This is a genomic window from uncultured Methanobrevibacter sp. (assembly GCF_947170395.1).
Classification (GTDB): Archaea; Methanobacteriota; Methanobacteria; order Methanobacteriales; family Methanobacteriaceae; genus Methanocatella.
In genome coordinates this window covers 20,051-40,934 of the sequence record NZ_CAMVTE010000007.1, presented here as the reverse complement: position 1 = coordinate 40,934, position 20,884 = coordinate 20,051, and the positions used below count along the sequence as shown (strand labels likewise).

Annotated in this window: 25 protein-coding genes; 10 read left to right on the top strand and 15 right to left on the bottom strand. The window is 34.3% G+C overall.

Annotated elements, in window-relative coordinates; genetic code table 11:
* Positions 1–7: 7 nt before the first annotated feature.
* The 3 genes from Q0W04_RS03090 to glp are packed head-to-tail and all read right to left on the bottom strand — an operon-like array spanning position 8 to position 1,980.
* Complete coding sequence (locus Q0W04_RS03090) at positions 8–259, bottom strand: hypothetical protein (protein ID WP_298500312.1); 252 nt, start codon at positions 257–259, stop codon at positions 8–10.
* 8 nt (positions 260–267) lie between these two features.
* A complete protein-coding gene (locus Q0W04_RS03085; protein ID WP_298500309.1) occupies positions 268–729 on the bottom strand; it encodes a GyrI-like domain-containing protein in 462 nt (153 codons plus the stop codon).
* Between the two features lie 27 nt (positions 730–756).
* The gene (gene glp / locus Q0W04_RS03080; RefSeq protein ID WP_298500306.1) at positions 757–1,980 is read right to left on the bottom strand and encodes a gephyrin-like molybdotransferase Glp; all 1,224 of its coding nucleotides are present in this window, start codon (positions 1,978–1,980) and stop codon (positions 757–759) included.
* A gap of 107 nt (positions 1,981–2,087) precedes the next feature.
* Between glp and eif1A the strand changes: the two genes are divergently transcribed.
* Both eif1A and Q0W04_RS03070 read left to right on the top strand, forming a co-directional pair.
* Entirely contained in the window at positions 2,088–2,393 is a 306-nt protein-coding gene (gene eif1A / locus Q0W04_RS03075; RefSeq protein ID WP_292793457.1) for a translation initiation factor eIF-1A, read from the top strand.
* A gap of 27 nt (positions 2,394–2,420) precedes the next feature.
* On the top strand, positions 2,421–3,194 hold the full coding sequence (locus tag Q0W04_RS03070; protein WP_298500302.1) for a serine protein kinase RIO: 774 nt from the start codon (positions 2,421–2,423) through the stop codon (positions 3,192–3,194).
* Between the two features lie 148 nt (positions 3,195–3,342).
* Here the strand turns inward: Q0W04_RS03070 and Q0W04_RS03065 are convergent, their stop codons facing one another.
* The 9 genes from Q0W04_RS03065 to Q0W04_RS03025 form a co-directional block, all read right to left on the bottom strand.
* A complete protein-coding gene (locus tag Q0W04_RS03065; protein WP_298500299.1) occupies positions 3,343–3,891 on the bottom strand; it encodes a hypothetical protein in 549 nt (182 codons plus the stop codon).
* A gap of 605 nt (positions 3,892–4,496) precedes the next feature.
* On the bottom strand, positions 4,497–5,546 hold the full coding sequence (locus Q0W04_RS03060; RefSeq protein ID WP_298500296.1) for a hypothetical protein: 1,050 nt from the start codon (positions 5,544–5,546) through the stop codon (positions 4,497–4,499).
* A gap of 200 nt (positions 5,547–5,746) precedes the next feature.
* The gene (locus Q0W04_RS03055) at positions 5,747–6,256 is read right to left on the bottom strand and encodes a hypothetical protein (protein WP_298500293.1); all 510 of its coding nucleotides are present in this window, start codon (positions 6,254–6,256) and stop codon (positions 5,747–5,749) included.
* Positions 6,257–6,293: 37 nt separating this feature from the next.
* Positions 6,294–7,010: a hypothetical protein gene (locus Q0W04_RS03050; protein WP_298500289.1), complete on the bottom strand. Its 717-nt coding sequence runs from the start codon at positions 7,008–7,010 to the stop codon at positions 6,294–6,296.
* Entirely contained in the window at positions 6,995–7,465 is a 471-nt protein-coding gene (locus tag Q0W04_RS03045) for a hypothetical protein (protein ID WP_298500286.1), read from the bottom strand. Before Q0W04_RS03045 ends, Q0W04_RS03050 begins: the two co-directional genes overlap by 16 nt.
* Positions 7,458–7,964 carry a hypothetical protein gene (locus tag Q0W04_RS03040; RefSeq protein ID WP_298500283.1) on the bottom strand — a complete coding sequence of 169 codons (507 nt, stop codon included), beginning with the start codon at positions 7,962–7,964 and terminating at the stop codon, positions 7,458–7,460. Before Q0W04_RS03040 ends, Q0W04_RS03045 begins: the two co-directional genes overlap by 8 nt.
* Positions 7,961–8,572: a UPF0175 family protein gene (locus tag Q0W04_RS03035; protein ID WP_298500280.1), complete on the bottom strand. Its 612-nt coding sequence runs from the start codon at positions 8,570–8,572 to the stop codon at positions 7,961–7,963. Before Q0W04_RS03035 ends, Q0W04_RS03040 begins: the two co-directional genes overlap by 4 nt.
* A gap of 447 nt (positions 8,573–9,019) precedes the next feature.
* Entirely contained in the window at positions 9,020–10,228 is a 1,209-nt protein-coding gene (locus Q0W04_RS03030) for a chloride channel protein (protein WP_298500277.1), read from the bottom strand.
* Positions 10,229–10,339: 111 nt separating this feature from the next.
* On the bottom strand, positions 10,340–10,957 hold the full coding sequence (locus tag Q0W04_RS03025; RefSeq protein WP_298500274.1) for a hypothetical protein: 618 nt from the start codon (positions 10,955–10,957) through the stop codon (positions 10,340–10,342).
* Between the two features lie 54 nt (positions 10,958–11,011).
* On the opposite strand from Q0W04_RS03025, the gene Q0W04_RS03020 reads away from it, so the two are divergent.
* Positions 11,012–11,629 (top strand): KH domain-containing protein, encoded by a 618-nt coding sequence (locus tag Q0W04_RS03020; protein WP_298500270.1) that lies wholly within the window; start codon positions 11,012–11,014, stop codon positions 11,627–11,629.
* 28 nt (positions 11,630–11,657) lie between these two features.
* Here Q0W04_RS03020 and Q0W04_RS03015 read toward each other — a convergent pair whose 3' ends face one another.
* Together Q0W04_RS03015 and Q0W04_RS03010 are read right to left on the bottom strand one after the other, a co-directional pair.
* Positions 11,658–11,879 carry a hypothetical protein gene (locus Q0W04_RS03015; RefSeq protein ID WP_298500267.1) on the bottom strand — a complete coding sequence of 74 codons (222 nt, stop codon included), beginning with the start codon at positions 11,877–11,879 and terminating at the stop codon, positions 11,658–11,660.
* The gene (locus Q0W04_RS03010) at positions 11,872–12,606 is read right to left on the bottom strand and encodes a hypothetical protein (protein WP_298500264.1); all 735 of its coding nucleotides are present in this window, start codon (positions 12,604–12,606) and stop codon (positions 11,872–11,874) included. Before Q0W04_RS03010 ends, Q0W04_RS03015 begins: the two co-directional genes overlap by 8 nt.
* Before the next feature lie 435 nt (positions 12,607–13,041).
* Here Q0W04_RS03010 and top6B point away from each other — a divergent pair, with 435 nt between their 5' ends.
* From top6B to Q0W04_RS02975, 7 genes are all read left to right on the top strand, one after another.
* Positions 13,042–14,736 carry a DNA topoisomerase VI subunit B gene (gene top6B, locus Q0W04_RS03005; protein WP_298500415.1) on the top strand — a complete coding sequence of 565 codons (1,695 nt, stop codon included), beginning with the start codon at positions 13,042–13,044 and terminating at the stop codon, positions 14,734–14,736.
* A gap of 8 nt (positions 14,737–14,744) precedes the next feature.
* Complete coding sequence (locus Q0W04_RS03000; protein ID WP_298500261.1) at positions 14,745–15,845, top strand: DNA topoisomerase IV subunit A; 1,101 nt, start codon at positions 14,745–14,747, stop codon at positions 15,843–15,845.
* 100 nt (positions 15,846–15,945) lie between these two features.
* A complete protein-coding gene (locus Q0W04_RS02995) occupies positions 15,946–16,218 on the top strand; it encodes a metal-sensing transcriptional repressor (protein ID WP_298500258.1) in 273 nt (90 codons plus the stop codon).
* 60 nt (positions 16,219–16,278) lie between these two features.
* Positions 16,279–18,093, top strand: a complete 1,815-nt coding sequence (locus tag Q0W04_RS02990) for a cation-translocating P-type ATPase (RefSeq protein WP_298500256.1) — start codon at positions 16,279–16,281, stop codon at positions 18,091–18,093.
* A 63-nt stretch (positions 18,094–18,156) separates the two neighbouring features.
* Complete coding sequence (locus Q0W04_RS02985) at positions 18,157–18,360, top strand: heavy-metal-associated domain-containing protein (RefSeq protein ID WP_298500254.1); 204 nt, start codon at positions 18,157–18,159, stop codon at positions 18,358–18,360.
* A 121-nt stretch (positions 18,361–18,481) separates the two neighbouring features.
* The gene (locus Q0W04_RS02980; RefSeq protein WP_298500252.1) at positions 18,482–19,498 is read left to right on the top strand and encodes a phosphorylating glyceraldehyde-3-phosphate dehydrogenase; all 1,017 of its coding nucleotides are present in this window, start codon (positions 18,482–18,484) and stop codon (positions 19,496–19,498) included.
* 36 nt (positions 19,499–19,534) lie between these two features.
* Positions 19,535–20,371 carry a TIM barrel protein gene (locus Q0W04_RS02975; RefSeq protein ID WP_298500250.1) on the top strand — a complete coding sequence of 279 codons (837 nt, stop codon included), beginning with the start codon at positions 19,535–19,537 and terminating at the stop codon, positions 20,369–20,371.
* Here Q0W04_RS02975 and Q0W04_RS02970 read toward each other — a convergent pair.
* Positions 20,368–20,880 carry a zinc ribbon domain-containing protein gene (locus tag Q0W04_RS02970; protein WP_298500248.1) on the bottom strand — a complete coding sequence of 171 codons (513 nt, stop codon included), beginning with the start codon at positions 20,878–20,880 and terminating at the stop codon, positions 20,368–20,370. The two genes, Q0W04_RS02975 and Q0W04_RS02970, sit on opposite strands and share 4 nt — an antisense overlap.
* Positions 20,881–20,884 lie beyond the last annotated feature (4 nt).

Below are 20,884 nucleotides of genomic sequence, written 5' to 3'. Positions count from 1 at the left end.
GAGAAAATTAAATCTTTTTTAATTTTTCTCTATATCTGTCAATTGTATCCTGTTTATAGTCAATTGTTAAATAATCTGAAGTCAGCTGCTTGTTTTCATCAAAATCCTTCAGTTTCTGATTCATGGCAGCATCAATTTCCTTATCCAATTTTTTTAACTGCTTTTCAAAGGAATATTCTGTTTTTCTGATATTGAAATTTGAATTGCGGGCAATCTTTTCGATTTCCTCATCGATATCAAACTTATCTTTTTTAGACATTCTAACACCTACATTTCAATAATCGGCAATTGAATTTCGGTTATGAACTCATTTTCATTGTCACAGTTATGGAAACCTTTGATTAGGACTTCCTTAGGAGATCCGATGATATGATAATTGTTCTTTTGAGCAACCTCAACAAGACCTGCATAGGTATCCATGATTGAATCTGTAGACCCGAAATGTTTGGCTGCCAATACCTTGTTTTCTATCATGTCAACGACACGGATTCTGTCGGTTTCATCGGCATCACCTTTAATGGCAATGCTTACGTCATATACCGCATCACCTTCGTTGACTTCATGCCTTGGTGAGAAATAAACAACGAAAGGTTCCCCTTCGGTTTCAATTTCCTCTGCATCAACCCAACCCATCAATATGGAAAGAAATATGCCTAAATCTTCAATTGGAGTCTTGCAGTTTATTACTCCCAATTTCTGTTCTGGAATTACTTTTACTTCATAATCCATAATTACACCTTACATAATTTTTTAATCTTAATTGAATAAAAAGACTTCTACTTGCTCGCCTTCATCAAGGATTTCAACAAGTTTTGGAATTTTGACATAACCGTCTGCTGTTGAAAGTGAAAATATCGCTCCGGAATCCTTGAAAATTGGATGAACCTCATCACCATCGACTTTAACCAACTGGTATTGCATCCTTCCGACTTGAGAGTGGATTCTGCGGGTCATTGTTCCCTTTGTGGTTTTAAGCTCAAAGTCCCTGTCGATTCCTGCAAGTCTTGTTAAAGGTTCGGCAACAAATGCGTTGAATATCATCAGTGCAGAGACAGGATTTCCTGGAAGTCCGATGACAATCTTTCCATCAATAACACCTACGATTGTAGGTTTTCCAGGCTGTACTGATATTCCATGAATGTAAACTTCTCCAAGCTCATCGAGAACATGTTTGAGGACATCGCCAAGACCTGCTGAGGTTCCGCCTGAGCAGAAAAGCACATCAACTTCCTTAAGGGATTGCGTAATCTTGCTTTTTACCTCATCGTAGTCATCCCTCATGACCCCTAAGAATTTTGCATCCGCACCGCAGGAAATTGCATCGTTTTTAATCATTCCACCGTTTACGTCATAGATTTTTCCATATTCCAACTCCTCGCCCTGAAGTGTGATTTCATTTCCTGATGACACTATACCGACTGTAGGTTTTTTGTAAACTTCAATTGTTTCAAAACCCTGTGAGAGCAGAACGCCTATTTTACCCGGATTTAAAAAGTCCCCTTTTTTAAGAATCAGTTTTCCTTCCTCTATATCGGAGCCTTTCTTTGCAACATCCTGTGAAGGAGTGGCTGTTGTAAGAAGATTGACCTTACCGTCGAACTTTTCGGCATATTCCACCATCACTACAGCTTCACCACCTTCAGGCATGGCTGCACCAGTACTTATTTCGATGCATTTGCCTTTTTCGACCTTTTTGTCTGTGGTTGAACCTGCCTCCAAAAAGTCGATGACCTCGAGGGTGTTTGGAGACTCTTCTGAAGCCCCAAAACTGTCTTCGGCAAGAATTGCAAATCCGTCCTTTAATGCCTTGTCAAAAGGCGGGAAGTCCATTCTTGAGTAAACGTCTTCAAAAAGAATCCTTCCATAGGATTCTGTTACTGCTATCTCTTCACTTTGTGCAGCAAGGTTTTTGTCGAATAATTCATTAATAATGTCAATAGCTTCATCACATTCTTTTATTTTTAAAAATTCAGTTCCCATAGTTACCCCTTTATATAGTATCCAATAACTTAATATAATAATATATTCATAAATATATAAATAATTTAATCTAATGTGAAAGGTATTATATTTTTGGAGGAGAGTATTTGTCAAAACCTAATCAAAATCAACAGCAAGAGTACAGGAGAGTAAGAACCCCTAAAAAAGGTGAAATTCCTGGAGTAGTCGAACAAATTATGGGACATGGAAAACTAAAAGTCCGTTGTGCAGATGGAAATATAAGAATGACCAGAATCCCTGGAAAAATGAAAAAACGTATTTGGATTCGTGAAGGAGACGTAATCCTTGTAAAACCATGGGATTTCCAATCTGATGAAAAAGCCGATGTAATCTGGAGATACACCAAAACAGAATCAAACTGGCTTGAAAGAAAAGGCTACTTAAAAATGTAGCTTTATTTACTTATTTTTTTGATATAAATGGATTCCAAAATAGCTAAAGCAGATGCCGCTCACGAAAAATTGCATTCCCGAAAACGAAAAAAGGACAGTTCAGAAAGAAAAGTGGGAAATGAAATTTTCGATAAAATAACACTGGAAACATTATACAAACTAGCTAATCAGGGATTCATTGACGTTTTAAATGGAGCCATAAGTACCGGCAAAGAAGCAAACGTGCTTACAGGCATCAGAGATGATGAAAGTTTTGTGGCAGTTAAAATCTACAGGATAGCCACTTCCGATTTTAAAAAAATGGATTATTATCTTAAAGGAGATCCGAGATTTAACGTCAAAACCAAAAACAAAAGGAAAATAATTTATTCCTGGGTTACAAAAGAATTTAAAAACCTGACAAGACTATACGATGCGGGAGTAACCGTTCCAAAACCATTTACAAGTTCCAATAATGTTTTGATTATTGAATTTATTGGAGATGAAGACAGAAATCCGGCACAGCCCGTCAAAAACCAGCCACCTAAAAATCCGGATGAATTCTTTAACAAACTATTGGTGCAGCTCAAATTGTTCGTTCGTGAAGCGAAACTGGTCCATGGTGACTTGTCCAACTACAATATTTTAAATTTAAATGAAGAACCTGTCATCATTGACGTTTCACAGTCAGTAGTACTGGACAATCCGATTTCTAAAGAGCTTCTTGAACGAGACATAAACACCCTTGTCAGAGAATATACAAAACTGGGTGTTGAAACTAATTTTAAAGAAATTTGGGAATATGTGGATCCCAAGTTTTAGATAAAAACAAATTTATGGAAATTGATGAGATCTTTGATAATCTAAAAGATGATGAATTAATTAGATTTGTTAAAAAACAATTAAAAAGTGATTACAATTCCTATAGGGAATTCAAAGATGAATTTGAATCCTGAAAAACCAACTCCATTCATTTAAAGTAATCATTCAAATTCATCTGAAGAGTATCGTCACTGCGATTTTTCCCAAAGTATTTTCCTTTAATTTCTTTATTAATTAATTTCAAATCCTCATGATTATTTAGCAGTCTTTCAAGAATAACTTTAGCATCCTCTTTTGAAACAATGCCCCTATTAAACTTAAAATAATCCCAAGATTTTTCAAATGAATCCATTAATATTTTAATTGAAAATTCATCTTTCAATAACCTTAAATTATCTATATTTTCTTGGTTTAAAGGTAAGTAAAAATTATAATATTCTTTATCTAAATATACTGGATTAATTGCTAAACAAAATCTCATCATTTCCCAGTTTAGCGCATCATCTAGATTTTCATCCAATACACAAAATGTTGCTTTAGCAGAAAAACAATTTATCAAATAGTCAAAATCTCTTTTCTTCTTAGCCAGTTTAATATGCTCATCAAGATATTTAGAAACTATTTGGTTGAAATCCCCATCATTAACATCATGAAATCTGTTAAAATCATCGAAATCAAACCTGATTAAAAAATTCATCTATATTTGGCAAGGATACCTCGACCTCTTTTAGGTCGAGGAGGAATTGCCGTTTTGTTTAGTTTGTAAACTAATATAAAGTTTACCCCCTATTCCTGGGTAAGTTTAGCCTTCGCCAATGTTATTTGAGAGTTTTATATGTGAGCAACACTGTTCTTACCATCTCAGAACTGTTTAATCGCCCACCTTAGAGCTACAGACTAGGCTTAAACATCTATAGGTAACTATAATATTTCTCAATAACGTAGACTTATTAATAATAAGTCTGAGGCTATTCAACTAGCGGATTGTGAAAATAACTCACAATCCACGACCTCTACAGGTCGGGGTAGTTGAAAAGTAACATATTCTTCACTAAATAATAATTCAGAAAATATATCCTAAGGCAATTTTAAATTATTAATTATAATAAATGCCAAATCCAAATTATGATATTCATCAATGAATTTTAAAATTTTAAATTGATCCAAATCATAGCTTGTGGGATACTCTTTTCCATAATTAATATTTTCAAGTTTGTATTTTCTATTTTATCTTTCAAATAACTCCGACAGGGAAGAAGAAATATTTTCTTTATCAATGAGAATCCCTCTTCAAAATCATCATCAATCAGGCTCATATAACAGATTATAACCACAGATTTGACATGATTCATCAGATAAATTTATGGGGTTGTAACAATATGGACATATCTTTGTATTCAACTGAAAAATATCCAATATGTCTATTTGTGAATCCAAATCGTTTAGGAAAAAGTTAAAACGGGTGATTATTCCATCATCTGTAACTTCACCACGTTCATATTCTTCTGTTAAAACATCCTTAATTTCCTGAGCTTTATTTTTAGAAATGATTCCATCATCAATCATATCTTGCATATAATCTGAAAATTCATCGCCATGCCCTACAACTATATCAAATCCCAATTGAGACTTCGGCAATTTATCTTTTAAATCAAACATTATTTGAGCAAATTCTTCAGAATTCTGCAGGAATAAATCTTTGATTTCATTAAAATAACTATCATTTAATGATTTACGTTTTCCATACTCATTAAAATCATTTTCAAGTTCTTCGTGATAATAAATAATATTTCGTCCTGGAGTTGAAATATCCATAAGAAATAAACTGGAGCGAATATCTAAATCATAAATATTGGAAGACATTATCTGCTCATCATCAAATTCTTCATTAGAATTGGATAAGATATCTTCATTTTTAAAATCAAAGCTAATGGCACTAGCTACAATATTTTTACTTAATTTAGATGCAAATCCATAATGAATCAAAATTTCAACAAGATTTTTTGTTGGCTGCAAAATACTTAATGAATTGCCTGCTGCAAGAAGTATATAAATTTCCAATAAAAATAATGAATTGCCTCTAAATTCCGGTAAAACATAAATTTCATTTAAAACAAAATCCGTTGCAGAATTTAATTCATAAAAAGCAAACCCTACGACTTTGTTTTCAAATAATATTTCTTTAAAAACATCCCCTAACTTATTTTCCAATATAAATCCTTCATTTAGAATAGATTCATAAATATATTCATAATCCTTTTTTAAAATAGATTCAACATCAAGATAATCTGACAAATCATTGTGAATAATTTTAGGATTATCATCATCTCTAATAATGAATTTTTTTGTCATGAATTTCCTCCAATACTAATTATTGACTTTTTTATTAAAAACTAATAATGATAATGCATTTGATATATTAAATTGTCCAACATTAACATCCGCTGGTTTTTTAAATTTAATATATATTTTATATTAATCCGATATTAAATCATTCAATATTATAAATGTAACCTATTATTACATTAGTGTCTAAAAAGGTATTCATTAGCCTACCCCAAGATATTTGTTACTTTATCTATTGCATCATCATATTTTGAATCACCGTCAAAGATTTCAGTGTAGAAGTAATCTTCCTGTTCATATAAGAACTTATCAAATTTCTCATATTCTTCTTGATAATCATCCAATTGTCTTTCTTTAACAATCAAATCGTTGAAGTTTTTTAAAAGAAGTACTATGAAATGAGACTGGAAAAAGTATTTTTCAGGATTATCAACAATGTAGATAATCATTCTTTTGATTGATGCAAAGTTATAATATTCATCATTTTCAAAGTTGATTTGTTCCATCATTTCTGAAATTTCATTTAAGGAAGATTTAATGAAGTCTAAATCTTTCAGAAATTCATTATCTTCTGAATATTTGATAATAATCTCATCAAAAGATATTTCTTCATTTTTAGTGAATTTATCTTTAACGGAATTGTAAAACTTGTTAAGAATGTCTGAAAAATCATCCATCACATTATTATTTGCGTAAACCGTTTCATACCCTGACATGATGTACCTGCTAATAATTAATAAAAATAACCTAAAATTATAATAGTTTATCCAAATTAGATCTATACACTCTAAATTTATCTAGAGAATCCCTAATTTGTTCTTTAGTATTGATATACTCATAAGTTGATTCACTTCGGTTTAACATGTGTTTATATTTCATTAATTCCAATCCAACACGTTCAGTATTGAACAACTTCTGAGAATCTGTTGCCCTTTGCTTTATGATAGCTGGGTCAAAGCAATCTAAAGTAATTGCAGTTTCATTAAATGGATACATTTTTTTAATAGCATCCAAATCTGAAAATTTATAATGCCCATAATCATCTGAATTAAATAATCTGATATTTAAATCATTACCTGCACGTTCATTCAGTTTTCTTGCAACATCAGGGGGCCATTTAGATTTGACATGAGAATCCCCCATCACATCAAAACCATAATTATAAACCGCAATATCATTGCCTTTAATGATAGTTGATCCTTTGCTTACTTTTCCTCTTTGAGTATTGCAGGAGTATAGGAAAGACTCGTTGGAGATGTCCAATTCTAAAATTTTAGTAATCATAGCCCTGATTTGAACTTCATAGTTTTTATGGATTCTTCCTTGGAAATCAAAAGCAAATGAAGTGATATCATTCTTATAATAAAAATCAATCAGGAATCCCACTAATGGAGAGGGGATAGTTCCCGGAATAATTCCAAGTATAGGTTTATTATTTAATCTGTTAATCGAGTCTATACATTTTTGCATGAACTCATTAACACTCCCAAATCTTTAATACCATCATTACCTTTAAACAAACTTTGAACTAAGGGTAATGGAGTAATATCTGAGTAAACATAAGAAACATTAGCTATAAAATCAATTTCATTGTCTTGAGGCAATTGTGAATCTGGCAATTGAATGAAACATATGTTGACTTCAGTATTCCTATCAGTTTTATTTAATGGAGTATTGATGCTTTTATAAATATTTGTTTCATCTTTTTCACCAGTGCAATATCCTTTAATATCCTTGTATTTGAATGTTTTAAAGATTTCATTCACACCTTTAACAATAGGGTTTAAAGGAACATCATTCCTTAAGCTAGGCATGTTAACTGCTTTTATTGGAGTTCTTAATGTTTTGTTATTGATTTTAAGTTTTTCAGAACGAATGAATAAATCTTCATCTATTTCTTGATGTGATACTTTAACTTTATGCATTTAATACCTCCAATACTGTATTTGATATTCTGAATGGAGATTCGCGAATTTTATTGGCAACTTCATTTGGATTTTCAAGTAATCCTTTTTCTTTTAGAAGCACTAGTAATCCAATAGATCCTTTGACATTCAATTCCAATTTTTGGCAAACATCTCTAGCATATTTGTCATCAAGAACACAATAACATTCATAGCCATGTTCTTGATATTCTAAAGCCAGACTCATGATACTTTTTTCACCGATTCCTAATTTAAAGTATCTTCTTTTGAATATTTCATTAATTTCACAGGTTTCTTTAATAATTATTTCTTTTTCTAATAGTTTATCTAAATTATAATTTGGATTTTGTATCGATGAATCTTTTTTCTCATTGTATTCTTCTTCTACTTGTGCGGTGATAATCATTACTTCACCTGATTCAGAAAATTTAATTAGAAATTCATATTCTGAAATAAACTCTAAAAATAGTACCATGCTTGAAGTGTCCATTAGTTTCATAATACTAACTCCACTTTTATATTTCTAGAATTTAATAAATCTAGGAATTCCCTATAATTTAATCCGGAGATTTCGACCGCTTTTTCAAGACTAACTTTGCCTTTACTATACAATCCTAATGCCAACTTTTGACGTTTAGCCCATATTTTATTTTTTACCAATGATTCTTCAGTCATTTCCGGAAATGAAAAATAAGTTAATGCCAACAGTTCATCATTAGTTATACCATGACATAATATTTTCATTTCAGAGATTAATTCATAATCAAGGTCTAAATTTTCTTGTTCGAGGAATTTTTTTCCATATTCACCTAAACTGTAAGTTACATTTCCATGGCTTCTTTTTTCAGCAGCAATTAATTTCATTTGACTCATATCATCTATGTATCCCATTATCACATCACTGCTTGGACCATAGTTGTCTGCTTCAAATTCAAATTCTTTACTTAATTCAGGAACATTTAAAGATATGAAAAACAATTCCTTCATTAAACGAGTTTTCCCATGGACAGGTTCTTGGTTATTACTATCTAAAAGGGATAATATGTATTGTTTTCCTAAATTACCTTTTAAATCATCGAATAATATTTCCACAAGTTGAGACATCATGAAAAATTCCTCCTTAATTGAACAATACTTTCTCCAAATTTTATTTTACTTTTTTATATTCTCTATTTATATTTAAATCATATTAAATATTAGCTGACTAACGTTATTTCTAACAGTAATAACCCTAACCCAACATGATTTCAGACATATATATAATTTGTATTATTGTATATTTAAACCTACCTATAATTCTTAAAATCAAAAATATCTAACAAAACAGTCAAAATGAAGTAAATAAAATGAAATAAATACAATTTTTCAAGTATAAAGCAATATTACATGGATAAAATAATATTGAACACATCATTAAAATTATACAAATTTATATTAAGTTAGGTCCAAATTTTATTACAGAAAAATGCTGCCCGAAGAGCTGCAAGTAAAAAATCGTTTTTACGAAAATATGTGGATTCCAAGTTTAGATAACACCCAATTTATCAAACAAACCTACATAGCCTCTAAAAATTTAGGAACATCCAACAAACAAGCCGCCACAGCAGCCACCAGCATCAACGGAATCAAATTCATAGGAAATATAATTATCAAAAGCAATACCACAGCTATCGGTTTTCTTAAAATGCTGGCCATGAAAGATGCTGTAACAACAGACATTGAAATTATCGGATCCATATTCAAAAGAACGCCCAAAGCATATCCCATCGAGGTTCCTGAAAATATCAGTGGGAAGAAATGCCCACCCTTAAGGCCAGTTTCTATGCAAACGTTTGTCAGAACTATCTTCACGACACTTGTCAAAATCAAAACGGCAAATCCCAGCTGGGCACCGTTATCCAATAGCATATACATCTGATGTTCACCTGAAAACATTGTCAAAGGCAGTAAAGTTCCGATTATTCCTAAAATCAAACCGCCAATTGCTCCCTTGACAATGAAATTGCCCTCCAGCTTTTTAAATAATTTTTTGGACAAACGATGGCTTAAGAAATATACATATGACAGAATCATTCCCAAAATTATCAGCACTATTAAAGCAGGATAATTCAGATTTGACAATGTGGCCGTGCCCATTGAGTGAAGACCTGCCTGATTATGAGTCAGATGATTGAGGAAAATGAATATTCCAAAGGAACTTAAAATGGCTACAAAATACAGAATGTTTTTTGAGGTTTTTGGAAGACTGCTTTGCTCATTTTCTATAGGTTCCACAAAACCGAACATCGGAGAGACAAATACCGTACCCAATGTTGCGGTAATACCTATATTGGCCAATTCCTCAAGCTCCTCATTGAATATCTTCAATTTGTCTCCCACCCAAGTACAAAGCCCTGCAATAATGCCTGTCAAACCCGCTTCAGGTCCGATACTTGCACCGAATATCAGCGGCAATATGGAAGATACAATTGACGGGAAAATATTGGCATAGGAGTATCTGTGATTCTCCTTGACCGTTTTAATTACCTCATTTAAATCTTCCGGACTGTCACCATACCTGCTTTTCCACAAACCTATTATAATTCCGCCTGCCAGACATACAACAACAGTATAATATTTGAAATTAATCAATCCCGGCAGATAAACCCACAACAGATGAATTCCAAAGTTCATTGCCCGAATAAAACCCCATATAATCAATCCGGCCACAATTCCAACCATTATCGTATAGGCTGTTAAAAGCAGGTTATTTTTCAAATCCATCTGAAATTCCTCAAAAAATTGTTGACTGTTGAAATTATTTTTGTAGAATTAAATATTTAAATTTGGACAATTCCAGATTTTTAAAAATGAATTTAAGATTAAAAAGAAACTCTATTCAACAATATCATTTAAAGTATTCAACTTATCGCACTGAATCATTACAAGCTTATTGTCCTTAATATAGGTGAAATAATATCTTGGATGAGTGTTTTTAACAAAACCTGAATATGTGTCAACAGATTCCATCTTAAAAATGCCGTCAACACCATTGATTGACTTGGTTTGCCAGGACCCGTCATTCAGCTTATTCAAATCCTCATATGATACATCACTACCTTTAAAGTCATAGACTTTGATGTCAAGCAGTATGATGTCGTTTTGGTGAAACGTCCGCTCAGCTACAGTTGCATTATGATTTAAGAGGACATCGCCATATTTAATGCCATGTGAATTTTCATCCTCGAGAAATCCCCATGAGATTTCAAATGGAATGCCGTTAATGTCAATCTCCCTCGGTTCTGGAAGCCTATACTTATCTCCTCCAGGAACGGGGTCTCCAGAATGATATGAAAACAACACCACCAAACCTATTAAAAAGAAAGAAATTGCAAATATAGTATTCTTGCGCATCCCACATCCTCCGTTTAAAATTGCTGTACTTGGTAAAATATAGTTAACATCATATTTAACTGTTCTCATCAATGTTTGAATTGCCGTCAATGAAAACATTTAAAAAATTAGGATTAGATAATTAATAACAATTAGAAATAAAAGGTGAAAATTATGCCGGAAACAGATTATTTAAAAATACCTCAAAATAGAGTGGGGGCATTAATCGGAAGCAATGGCGGAGTAAAAAAATCCATTGAGAAAGTGACAGGAACCTTTTTGGATATTGATAGTGAAGATGGAACAGTTTATATCACACCTAGAGATGACATGGAAGACCCGTTAGGTGTTTGGAATGCAAATCATATTGTAAAGGCAATTGCACGGGGATTCAACCCTGAAGTTGCACTCAAATTAATCAGCGATGACATTTACCTTGAAGTGTTGAGTTTACCGTTATACATTGGAAAATCTAAAAAAGCCCTTGCAAGATACAAAGGAAGAATTATCGGAAAAGACGGGAAAACACGTGAAATAATAATGGAAATGGCTGAAGTTGACATGGCGATTTATGGTAAAACCGTTTCCCTGATTGGAGAGATGGACAACATCATGATTGCAAAAGAAGCCATTGAAATGATATTGAACGGATCCAGACACAAATCCGTTTATGGCTTTTTGGAGCATAAAAAAGAAACACTGAAAATGAAGGAATTCAAGGATTTAGTCGGAATCGAAGATGATAAAATCGAATTCAAGGATGGAATCGACTTCGATGAAAAAGACTATTAGGAGCCAAAGCTCCTAACATACTATTTTTTTAATCAGTAAATGCATACCAATTTGTCATTCTTTCAGGATGAACTATAACTCCCATTTTTGAAAAAAGCTCATCCAACACATCTATACGGGTTTTAACATTTGAATTATTCTTTTTTTCTTTAGCTTTCTTTCGTTTTTCAGGAGAAATGGAGTCAATTTTACTGTAACCGGCATCACGTGAAACATGAACTGGAATTCCCCTATAATCAAAATCAGTCATTTAAATCCACCTTGGTTAATTTAATATTTTCAAATTCACTATTTAAATAGTTTAACAGAAAAATCCCATAATCCCTTTCTACATTATCAATGACCTGATAACCATTATCCAACACGAAATTAGCATCATGCAAATAAGATTGAAATGATTCATTAGCCTTTTTACGAATATCCTGAATTATTTCATCATCAAAAACCATTTCTTTTGATTCTAAAATCCATAATTTGTTTTTAGCAGAAATTATTTCATATTCTTCAAAGTCTAGACCCAACATCTCAAAATTTTTGCCTGAAGGAGGTGAATAATATTGATGAGGATGATTATGTATAGATGCAATATGCATTCCTTCAATACAATCCGGAAAAATTACTGCATTAACCTCATCATGCCTATTGTCCGAAAAAGCACATGAAACTATATTGCCAGAATGAATGTTGAAATAGATTAAGCATTCGTAATCCAAATCAAAAGTTTTTCTTCGAAACATGTCAACAGTCTTGACCGCCCTTTGGGAAAACTCATCAGGCAAATCCTCCTTGGTTATCGGACCAATCGACCAGTTGATGGGAAGGTGGCGATAGCGCTCATAATCTCTGTCAGTCAATTTGAACTCAAATGGAATTAAAAATCCTCCCCGATTATCCTTCAGCAAATCCTTGTAAGATTTAGTCACATCTTCGAGATGAACTTTTTTAATGAATTTGATTACATCTTTTTTTGAAATCATGAGTAAGCTATTTGTTTTTTAATTTATTTAAAGGAGCCAGTATCAAATAAGAGCAATTTTACGAACCCAAAACAATTTTACAGACCTGTACAACTTTTTATTTAATTTGAAAAATAAGCCCGATAAAGTTTAAAAAATCAAAACGAAAACCAATTCTACAACCAAATCAATTTTAATAAAAGATTGCTATAAGAATTATTAAAAATATAGTAAAAACTTATATACTGTAACCAACATATATAGATAGTGTAGTGTAAATACTATATTTTTTACATGTTTTTTAATTATTATTTTACCATATATTTAATCGAACTAGCTAGGGCACCGAATTAATATTACTTTTCAAATGCTCTCTCATTTGATTTAAATATAATATCATATAATACATTAAAACATATAATTTAAGGAGGAAAAATTTTGGCCCCGGAACAACAAATGGGACTTGATTGGGAAGAAGACTTTCAAAGGTTAACCCCATCACAGTTCTTTAGAAAAAACAAGCAGATGCTTGGATTTACAGGTAAAATTCGTTCATTAACTATTGTATTTCACGAACTGATTACAAACAGTTTTGACGCAGCCGAAGAAGCTGGAATATTGCCTGATATCGATATTGAATTGAAACGTATTGATAAGGAACATTATATTTTAAGACATAAGGATAACGGACCCGGAATTCCTGAAGATTATGTAATGCAGGTATATTGTATGATGTTTGCAGGATCCAAATTCAGAAACATCCAATCCAGAGGACAGCAGGGTTTAGGTTGTAGTGGTTGTGTACTTCTCTCACAGATGACCACCGGTAAACCTGCCCGTGTAATTTCATGCTACAAGGAAGGCGATGAAATCAAGGGAGTTAAGATGAAGTTCCAGATGGATGTTGAAAATAACCGTGGAATCCTGATGGAAAGAGAGGATTATCCAGCAGAAAGTACTGGTGTATGCATTGAACTGCAATTCAAAGACGTGTCCTACTCATTGGCAGAACAGGGTGCTTTTGAATACATCAGAAGAACCATGATCGGAAACCCTCATGCAAAGATTACATTCAGGGACCCATCCGGACACAAATACATCTTTAAAAGAGCGGCTGACGTCGTTCCAGTACAGCCAAAAGAAGTATTGCCTCACCCAAAAGGTGTAAGTGCAGATGACTTAATGACAATGGCTAAAAATACCGACAAAAGAAGATACAAAAGTATGATGACTTCTTCAATGTCCAGAATGTCAAACAAAAGAGTTGATGAAATTGCTGAGGTAACTGGAATTGACATGAACAAACGTCCGAAAGCAATGACATTCCCTGAAGCTGAAGCTATTGTCCACTGCTTCAAGAAAATGAAATTCATGGCTCCGCCAACCGACGGACTTATACCAATCGGATCCGAACAAATCGAAAAGGGTATGAAACAAATCCTTAAACCTGAATTTGTAGCGACAATTACAAGAAAACCTGTTACATACGCAGGTGGTGTTTCATTCATTATTGAAGCGGGTCTTGCCTACGGTGGAGATGCAGGAAGAGTTGTCAGCGAGAAAAGAAAATCAGAAATCATGAGGTTCGCTAACAGAGTTCCATTGACATTTGATGCAGGAAGCTGTGCAATTACAGAAGCCCTTAAAAGTATCGACTGGAAACGTTACGGTTTAAGAGATATGGACAACACTCCATTGACATTATTTGTAAATATTATCTCAACACAGGTACCTTACCTTTCAACAGGAAAACAAAGTGTTTCACCTGAACCTGAAATCGTTCACGAAATCAGACAGGCCACAATGAAACTGGCACGTAAACTTCAAAAGCATATCAGAGCCAAAAGAGCAGCCAAGGAAAAGGAAAAACGTTCAAAAGTATTCGAAGAATACGTTCCTGTAATTATCGAAGAAGCTGCAAAACTTGGTGAAACAGGAGTTCCTGAATACCATGAGGTTCTGGCAAAAGTAACCAAAAGGGCTCTTGCCGAATTGCTTGGAGAGAAAGTGGAAGAAGAAGAGGAAGAGGAAGAACTTGATGCAATCATCATGGAAGAGGTTGATGAATTCGGACGCACTGTCGAATCAGGCAGTTCCACATTAGACAATTTCATAGACAATGATGATAATGAAGAGGAATTTGAGGAGTAGTGATTTAAATGAGTAAAAAGCCAGAAGGCGGTAAATCACATAAGGAAGAAAGAAAAGAGTACACTCTTAATAAACTTACAGGGTTAGGACAGGAAATCATCGAAGATATTGAGAAAAACAAAGTTCCTTCCATTAAAGTCCCATCCAGAGGTACCGGAAATATCATTTATGACACTGCAGAAAGATACTACGTATTGGGAGACAGATTCGGAAGAAGATCTCTCGGTAACGTAAAGCAAATCAGAAAATTGGGCCAGATGGTTTATGTAGGTAATTTCTGTAAAGATCTTGTAGCTCGTGAAAAGACCGCTACCATCAGGGAGATGTATTACGTTTCTGAAGGTTGGGGAATCAGTTTCAAAACACAGCAGGAATCAAACATTGTTGGAGAAGATTTGGAAGTTACTTTAGGAACCACTCGTGAAGAGTTAGGGTTAATGCCGGAAGAAGACGGAGCATCAGTTTATGGTGACCTCACCCTATTGGATGAAGGTACTGAAGTCAATGCTGCCAAAATGGGAAAATCAGGTTATACAATCTCACCAACAATTGACCAGGTGGACTTTTTAGACCACAATGTCGATAAGGTATTGGCAGTGGAAACCATGGGAATGTTCCACAGGCTCGTGCAGGAAAATGCTCACAAAAGATTCAACTGTTTGATTGTCGGGCTTAAGGGACAGGCTGCCCGTGCTACAAGAAGATTCATTAAAAGGGTTAACCACGACCTTGATTTGCCAGTCTATATCTGTAACGACGGAGACCCTTGGGGATTCCACATTGCACAGGTTATCATTTCTGGAAGTGCAAAATTAGCTCACGTTAACAGTCAGTTAGCTACTCCTGATGCGAAATTCATTGGAGTAACAGCATCAGACATTATCAACTATGACCTTCCAACAGACAAACTCAAAGATGTTGACGTCATGAGACTGAAAGAGCTTTCAAAAGACCCAAGGTATAAAACTGATTTCTGGCAAACTGAAATTAAAAAGATGCTTAAAATCGGTAAGAAAGCAGAACAGCAATCTTTCTCAAAATATGGGTTAGAATACGTTGTAGACGAATATTTCCCAGCTAAATTTGAGGAAATGGAAAATCAAGCATAGTCTTGATGTTTTCCTCCTTTTCTTTTTTTATTTTTTTCGCCATCCAAACATTTATATACTAAAAGATTCATATACCCTAGCAGGTATAGGTTGTGTTAATTTGAAAGAATGTATGGACAGTGAAAATTTACATAGAAGACTTAAAAAAATCATCGGACAGATCAATGCAATTGACCGCATGATTGATGAAGACATTCCATGTGAACAGATATTAATGCAAATAAACGCATCAAAATCCGCATTACATAAAGTTGGCCATATTATAGTTGAAGGACACCTTGAACATTGTGTCAGAGATGCAATTGAACAGGGTGATGCAGATGACGCATTGAGTGACATTTCAACAATAATGGAATACTACTCACGACTATAATTTTTTTTCAAATTATACTATACCCTATGGGGTATACCTATACTATTGGGGCTGTTTAATATGAAAATCAAATTAGACAAAAGTCAAAAGATTGACTTACTACTAATAATTGTGTCCACAGCAAGTCTTATTGCAAGCTTTACTCAATCACTCGATTATCTATCTTGGGTCGCAGTAATACTCTGTGGATTACCGATATTAAAAGAATGTATTGAAGGATTAGTAAGTGAATTCGACATAAAGGCGGATTTGCTTGTATCCATAGCAATAATAGCTTCAATTATTATTGGAGAAGTTTTTGCAGCAGGTGAAATTGCAACAATAATGGCAATCGGTGGATTTTTAGAAGAATATACTGTATCCAGAACTCAAGGAAGAATAAAGGAACTTGTTAAACTAACACCTCAAGTTGCAACAAGAATTAGAAACAAAATCGAAGAAAAAATTTCTGTCGAACAAGTACAAGTCGGAGACATCCTAAAAGTTCTTCCAGGCGAAAACATACCAACTGACGGAATAATTGTTGAAGGCGAAACATCAATCGACCAGTCCATGCTGACAGGCGAATCAATGCCCGTTGACAAGATAAAGGATGACGAGGTTTACAGCGGAACAATAAATCTCTACGGATCATTTAAAATGAAAACAACAAAAATCAGCCAGGACAGTTCCCTACAAAAATTAATCAGATTGGTTGAAACATCAAAACCCGAAAATGCAGAAATCGTAAAGACCGCAGACAAATGGGCAGCATTGATTGTTGCAATAGCATTTTCTGCAGCAATATTAATATATCTGATAACCTTTGAAATAACAAGGTCAGTTACCGTTCTGGTGGTATTCTGTCCTTGTGCATTGGTGCTTGCCACACCTACAGCGATTATGGCAAGTATCGGAAATCTCACAAAATATGGAATTCTGGTAAAGGACGGATCATCAATAGAGGAGCTAGCTTACATTGACGAATTGATATTCGACAAAACCGGAACATTGACATATGGAAAACCAAAAGTAACCAAAATAGAATCAGTCAACGAAGAAGAGATGATGTATCTACTCGCATCTCTCGAGTCAAAATCAGAACATCCTTTGGCAAAATCAATTGTAAGACACTATAACGGCAATGATTTGGCCGAAGTGTCTGATTTTGAACTTAATCTTGGAAAGGGAGTGAAAGGAAAAATCGATGGCGATACAATAATTGCAGGAAACAGAAAGTTTCTTGAAGACAAAAACATTGCCGTTGATGATAACAATCAATTGAAAAACGGCGAAACAGCAATATATGTGTGCAAAAACAAAGAAATGCTTGGTAAAGTCATTTTAACAGATGTCGTTAGAGAAAACTCAAAAGGCACAATTGAAAAATTGAAAACATTGGGAATAAAGACCACACTGCTTACAGGTGACAACGAAAAAACCGGCTCATACATTGCAGGAAAAGTCAACGTCGACAACGCCAGATTCAATTGCCTTCCAGAAGATAAAAGCGAATACATTAAACAAAAACAGATGAATGACGAAAAGATTGCGATGATTGGCGACGGGATAAATGATGCTCCTGCCCTAAGAAAGGCCAATGTCGGAATAGCGATGGGAAGCATTGGAAGCGACATATCAATTGATGCCGCCAATATTGCTCTTATCAACGACAACATTGAAGATATGCCTCATTTAATATCTATTGCCAGAAAAACAATAAAGACAATTAACCTCAACATAGCATTTTCCCTCGGATTGAATTTCCTGGCAATGGCATTGGCTCTTCTGGGCAGTCTAAACCCGATTGAAGGGGCATTGGTTCACAATATCGGGTCCGTTATTGTCATCATTTATTCCTCTACATTAGTCAACTACAAAACATCAAAAAGTTAGGCATACTAAAAATTTAAATAATCCGATGACCTACTATTACATATCAATTAAAGGTGAATAAAAATGGCTGAAAAAGAAATTAAAGTAGTGGGCATGCACTGCCCATCATGCGTAAACGCTGTTGAACTTTGCTTAAAAGACGTAGATGGAATCGATGACGCCAAAGCAGATTTGGACTCCGGAATCACCACCATCACAATGTCCGGCGAAGTAAGTGATGCAGACATTAACGAAGCTGTCGAAGAAGCTGGATTCAAAGTAGAATAATTCTACTTCTTTTTTTATTTTTTTCTAATTTTCAAATATCAAATTATAAATAACTTAAACAATAAATTTTAATCCATATAATAATATTTTTAAAATTATTATAAATAAAAAAGGGATTAAAATGAAAACTGTTGCAATTAATGGTTATGGAACCATCGGTAAAAGAGTGGCTGATGCAGTAGCTGCTCAGGATGATATGAAAGTAATTGGTGTAAGTAAAACTAGACCAAACTACGAAGCAAGAACTGCAGTTGAAGAAAAAGGCTATCCGTTATACATTGGAATTCCGGAAAGAGAACAATTATTTAAAGACGCCGGAATTGAAATAGCCGGTACCGTTGAAGACATGATTCGGGAAGCAGATGTTGTTGTCGACTGTACACCTGGAAGCATCGGACCTCAAAATCTTGAAATGTATAAAAAAGCAGGCGTTAAAGCTATTTATCAAGGTGGAGAAGACCACGAATTGACCGGTCTTTCATTTAATGCTATTTCAAATTATGATGATTCATACGGTGCAGATTACACAAGAGTAGTTTCATGTAACACTACCGGACTCACCCGTACATTATCAACAATTGACCCTATTGCAGACATTAAAAAAGTAAGGGCAGTAATGGTTAGAAGAGGATCAGACCCATCAGAAATCAAAAAGGGTCCAATCAACGCAATTGTTCCTAACCCTCCAAAAGTGCCTTCCCACCACGGTCCTGACGTAAAGACCGTAATGAACGGCATTGATGTAACCACAATGGCATTGCTCGTTCCTACTACCCTGATGCACCAACACAACATCATGGTTGAAATCAACAACGATGTTGAAACCGAAGAAATCGTTGAAGCATTGGAAAAACGTTCAAGAGTCATTGTAGTGTCAGCTGAAGAAGGTTTAGGTTCAACCGCTGAGCTTATGGAATATGCTAAAGAGCTTGGAAGAAACAGAAACGACTTATATGAAATTCCAGTATGGAAAGAATCCATCAATGTCGTTGGAAATGAACTGTTCTACATGCAAGCTGTACACCAGGAATCTGACGTAATTCCTGAAAACATCGATGCGATTCGTGCACTCCTTGAAATGGAAAGTGACAACGAAAAGTCAATTGCAAAAACCAACAAAGCTATGGGAATATTCTAAATTCCCCTTTTTTTACTATTTTTTTAACTGATTTAAATGAAACATGATGTACTTTTTGGTCCTGCAGGAAGCCCTGTCAATTATAAGGGAGCGGCATATAAGGCTCCGAAATATATCCATGAGGAAGGACTTGATTCATACGAATATCAATCCCCCTATGGAGTAAGGATTGGTGAAAGTTCTGCAACCACATTGAAAAAGGAATCCGAAAAGAATGACGTTCTGATTTCAATGCATGGTCCATATTATATTAATTTATGTGCAAAGGAAGAAGACAAGCTTGAAAAGAGTCTCGGCCATCTCGTTTCAATGGCACGTGCAGGAGAATGGATGGGCGCCTACAGACTGGTATTCCACCCAGGAGCATATCTGAACAGAAAGCCTGAAAAGGCGATGGAAATATCAAAAGATACAGTTAGAAGATTGTTTGAAGAACTTGAAGCTGAAGGAATCGAGGAGTTCACATTCGCACCTGAAACCACAGGCAAAAGAACACAACAGGGAAACATCGAAGAAATCGTTGACTTGTGTGCAACATTTGATCATTTCGAACCTACAATAGATTTTGCCCATATCCATGCCCGTGGAAGAGGATTTCTAACAAAAAAAGACGATTACAACTGCATATTCTCAACAATCGAAAACAAGCTTGACATTGACCGCCTGCACTGTCACTTTACAACCATAGAATATTCAAATCATGGTGAAGTGAAACACCACACGCTTGATGAAAGTGATGAATACGGTCCGAACATTAAGGATTTGCTGGCAAATCTTATTGACAATGGCTGGAAGGCAAATATCATCTGCGAAACACCTTTAAGAGATGTTGACGCACTTAAAATGAAAGAAATATATGAAAGCATGATTTAATAATCCTTAACGGAATCTATTAAATCATCCATATCCTTAAAAAGATTATTTATATCATCATTATCCTGTTTATTTGAACTTAAATGAATAATCAGTTCATTTGTCAAATCATCCATCTTGTCGATGAAAGTCTGCAGAGTAACCAGTTTGGATTCCATTTCCTTTTCAACAAAAGGATTTTCATCAACGTCTATTTCAGCCATCTTTTTTGCAATTCCCAATTGAATATCAAAAAGATTGTTGGATTTATTTATTGAAGCTGAAAATCTCTCATAAGCCAGGTGATTTGGATCGAAAAGCTTTTCAACCAGTTCACTAGCTCTTGCCTGTTTGACATCATACTCCTGAGCCAGTTCCTCAATTTTAGCATTATATTTTGAAGGATGGATTCGAACTTCAGGCTCATCCTTGTAAACCGGTTTTCCACATACCGCACAGAAATTCTGCTTGGAATCTATTTTCGCTCCGCAGTAAATACAAAAGTGATTGTGATTATTTTCTATTGCCATGATA

What these genes read in the sequence shown, in the direction of transcription:
- Q0W04_RS03090 (WP_298500312.1), bottom strand. Translation starts at nt 259, where the DNA reads ATGTCTAAAAAAGATAAGTTTGATATCGATGAGGAAATCGAAAAGATT.
- Q0W04_RS03085 (WP_298500309.1), bottom strand. Translation starts at nt 729, where the DNA reads ATGGATTATGAAGTAAAAGTAATTCCAGAACAGAAATTGGGAGTAATA.
- glp (WP_298500306.1), bottom strand. Translation starts at nt 1,980, where the DNA reads ATGGGAACTGAATTTTTAAAAATAAAAGAATGTGATGAAGCTATTGAC.
- Q0W04_RS03070 (WP_298500302.1), top strand. Translation starts at nt 2,421, where the DNA reads ATGGATTCCAAAATAGCTAAAGCAGATGCCGCTCACGAAAAATTGCAT.
- Q0W04_RS03065 (WP_298500299.1), bottom strand. Translation starts at nt 3,891, where the DNA reads ATGAATTTTTTAATCAGGTTTGATTTCGATGATTTTAACAGATTTCAT.
- Q0W04_RS03060 (WP_298500296.1), bottom strand. Translation starts at nt 5,546, where the DNA reads ATGACAAAAAAATTCATTATTAGAGATGATGATAATCCTAAAATTATT.
- Q0W04_RS03055 (WP_298500293.1), bottom strand. Translation starts at nt 6,256, where the DNA reads ATGTCAGGGTATGAAACGGTTTACGCAAATAATAATGTGATGGATGAT.
- Q0W04_RS03050 (WP_298500289.1), bottom strand. Translation starts at nt 7,010, where the DNA reads ATGCAAAAATGTATAGACTCGATTAACAGATTAAATAATAAACCTATA.
- Q0W04_RS03045 (WP_298500286.1), bottom strand. Translation starts at nt 7,465, where the DNA reads ATGCATAAAGTTAAAGTATCACATCAAGAAATAGATGAAGATTTATTC.
- Q0W04_RS03040 (WP_298500283.1), bottom strand. Translation starts at nt 7,964, where the DNA reads ATGAAACTAATGGACACTTCAAGCATGGTACTATTTTTAGAGTTTATT.
- Q0W04_RS03035 (WP_298500280.1), bottom strand. Translation starts at nt 8,572, where the DNA reads ATGATGTCTCAACTTGTGGAAATATTATTCGATGATTTAAAAGGTAAT.
- Q0W04_RS03030 (WP_298500277.1), bottom strand. Translation starts at nt 10,228, where the DNA reads ATGGATTTGAAAAATAACCTGCTTTTAACAGCCTATACGATAATGGTT.
- Q0W04_RS03025 (WP_298500274.1), bottom strand. Translation starts at nt 10,957, where the DNA reads ATGTTTTCATTGACGGCAATTCAAACATTGATGAGAACAGTTAAATAT.
- Q0W04_RS03020 (WP_298500270.1), top strand. Translation starts at nt 11,012, where the DNA reads ATGCCGGAAACAGATTATTTAAAAATACCTCAAAATAGAGTGGGGGCA.
- Q0W04_RS03015 (WP_298500267.1), bottom strand. Translation starts at nt 11,879, where the DNA reads ATGACTGATTTTGATTATAGGGGAATTCCAGTTCATGTTTCACGTGAT.
- Q0W04_RS03010 (WP_298500264.1), bottom strand. Translation starts at nt 12,606, where the DNA reads ATGATTTCAAAAAAAGATGTAATCAAATTCATTAAAAAAGTTCATCTC.
- top6B (WP_298500415.1), top strand. Translation starts at nt 13,042, where the DNA reads ATGGGACTTGATTGGGAAGAAGACTTTCAAAGGTTAACCCCATCACAG.
- Q0W04_RS03000 (WP_298500261.1), top strand. Translation starts at nt 14,745, where the DNA reads ATGAGTAAAAAGCCAGAAGGCGGTAAATCACATAAGGAAGAAAGAAAA.
- Q0W04_RS02990 (WP_298500256.1), top strand. Translation starts at nt 16,279, where the DNA reads ATGAAAATCAAATTAGACAAAAGTCAAAAGATTGACTTACTACTAATA.
- Q0W04_RS02985 (WP_298500254.1), top strand. Translation starts at nt 18,157, where the DNA reads ATGGCTGAAAAAGAAATTAAAGTAGTGGGCATGCACTGCCCATCATGC.
- Q0W04_RS02980 (WP_298500252.1), top strand. Translation starts at nt 18,482, where the DNA reads ATGAAAACTGTTGCAATTAATGGTTATGGAACCATCGGTAAAAGAGTG.
- Q0W04_RS02975 (WP_298500250.1), top strand. Translation starts at nt 19,535, where the DNA reads ATGAAACATGATGTACTTTTTGGTCCTGCAGGAAGCCCTGTCAATTAT.
- Q0W04_RS02970 (WP_298500248.1), bottom strand. Translation starts at nt 20,880, where the DNA reads ATGGCAATAGAAAATAATCACAATCACTTTTGTATTTACTGCGGAGCG.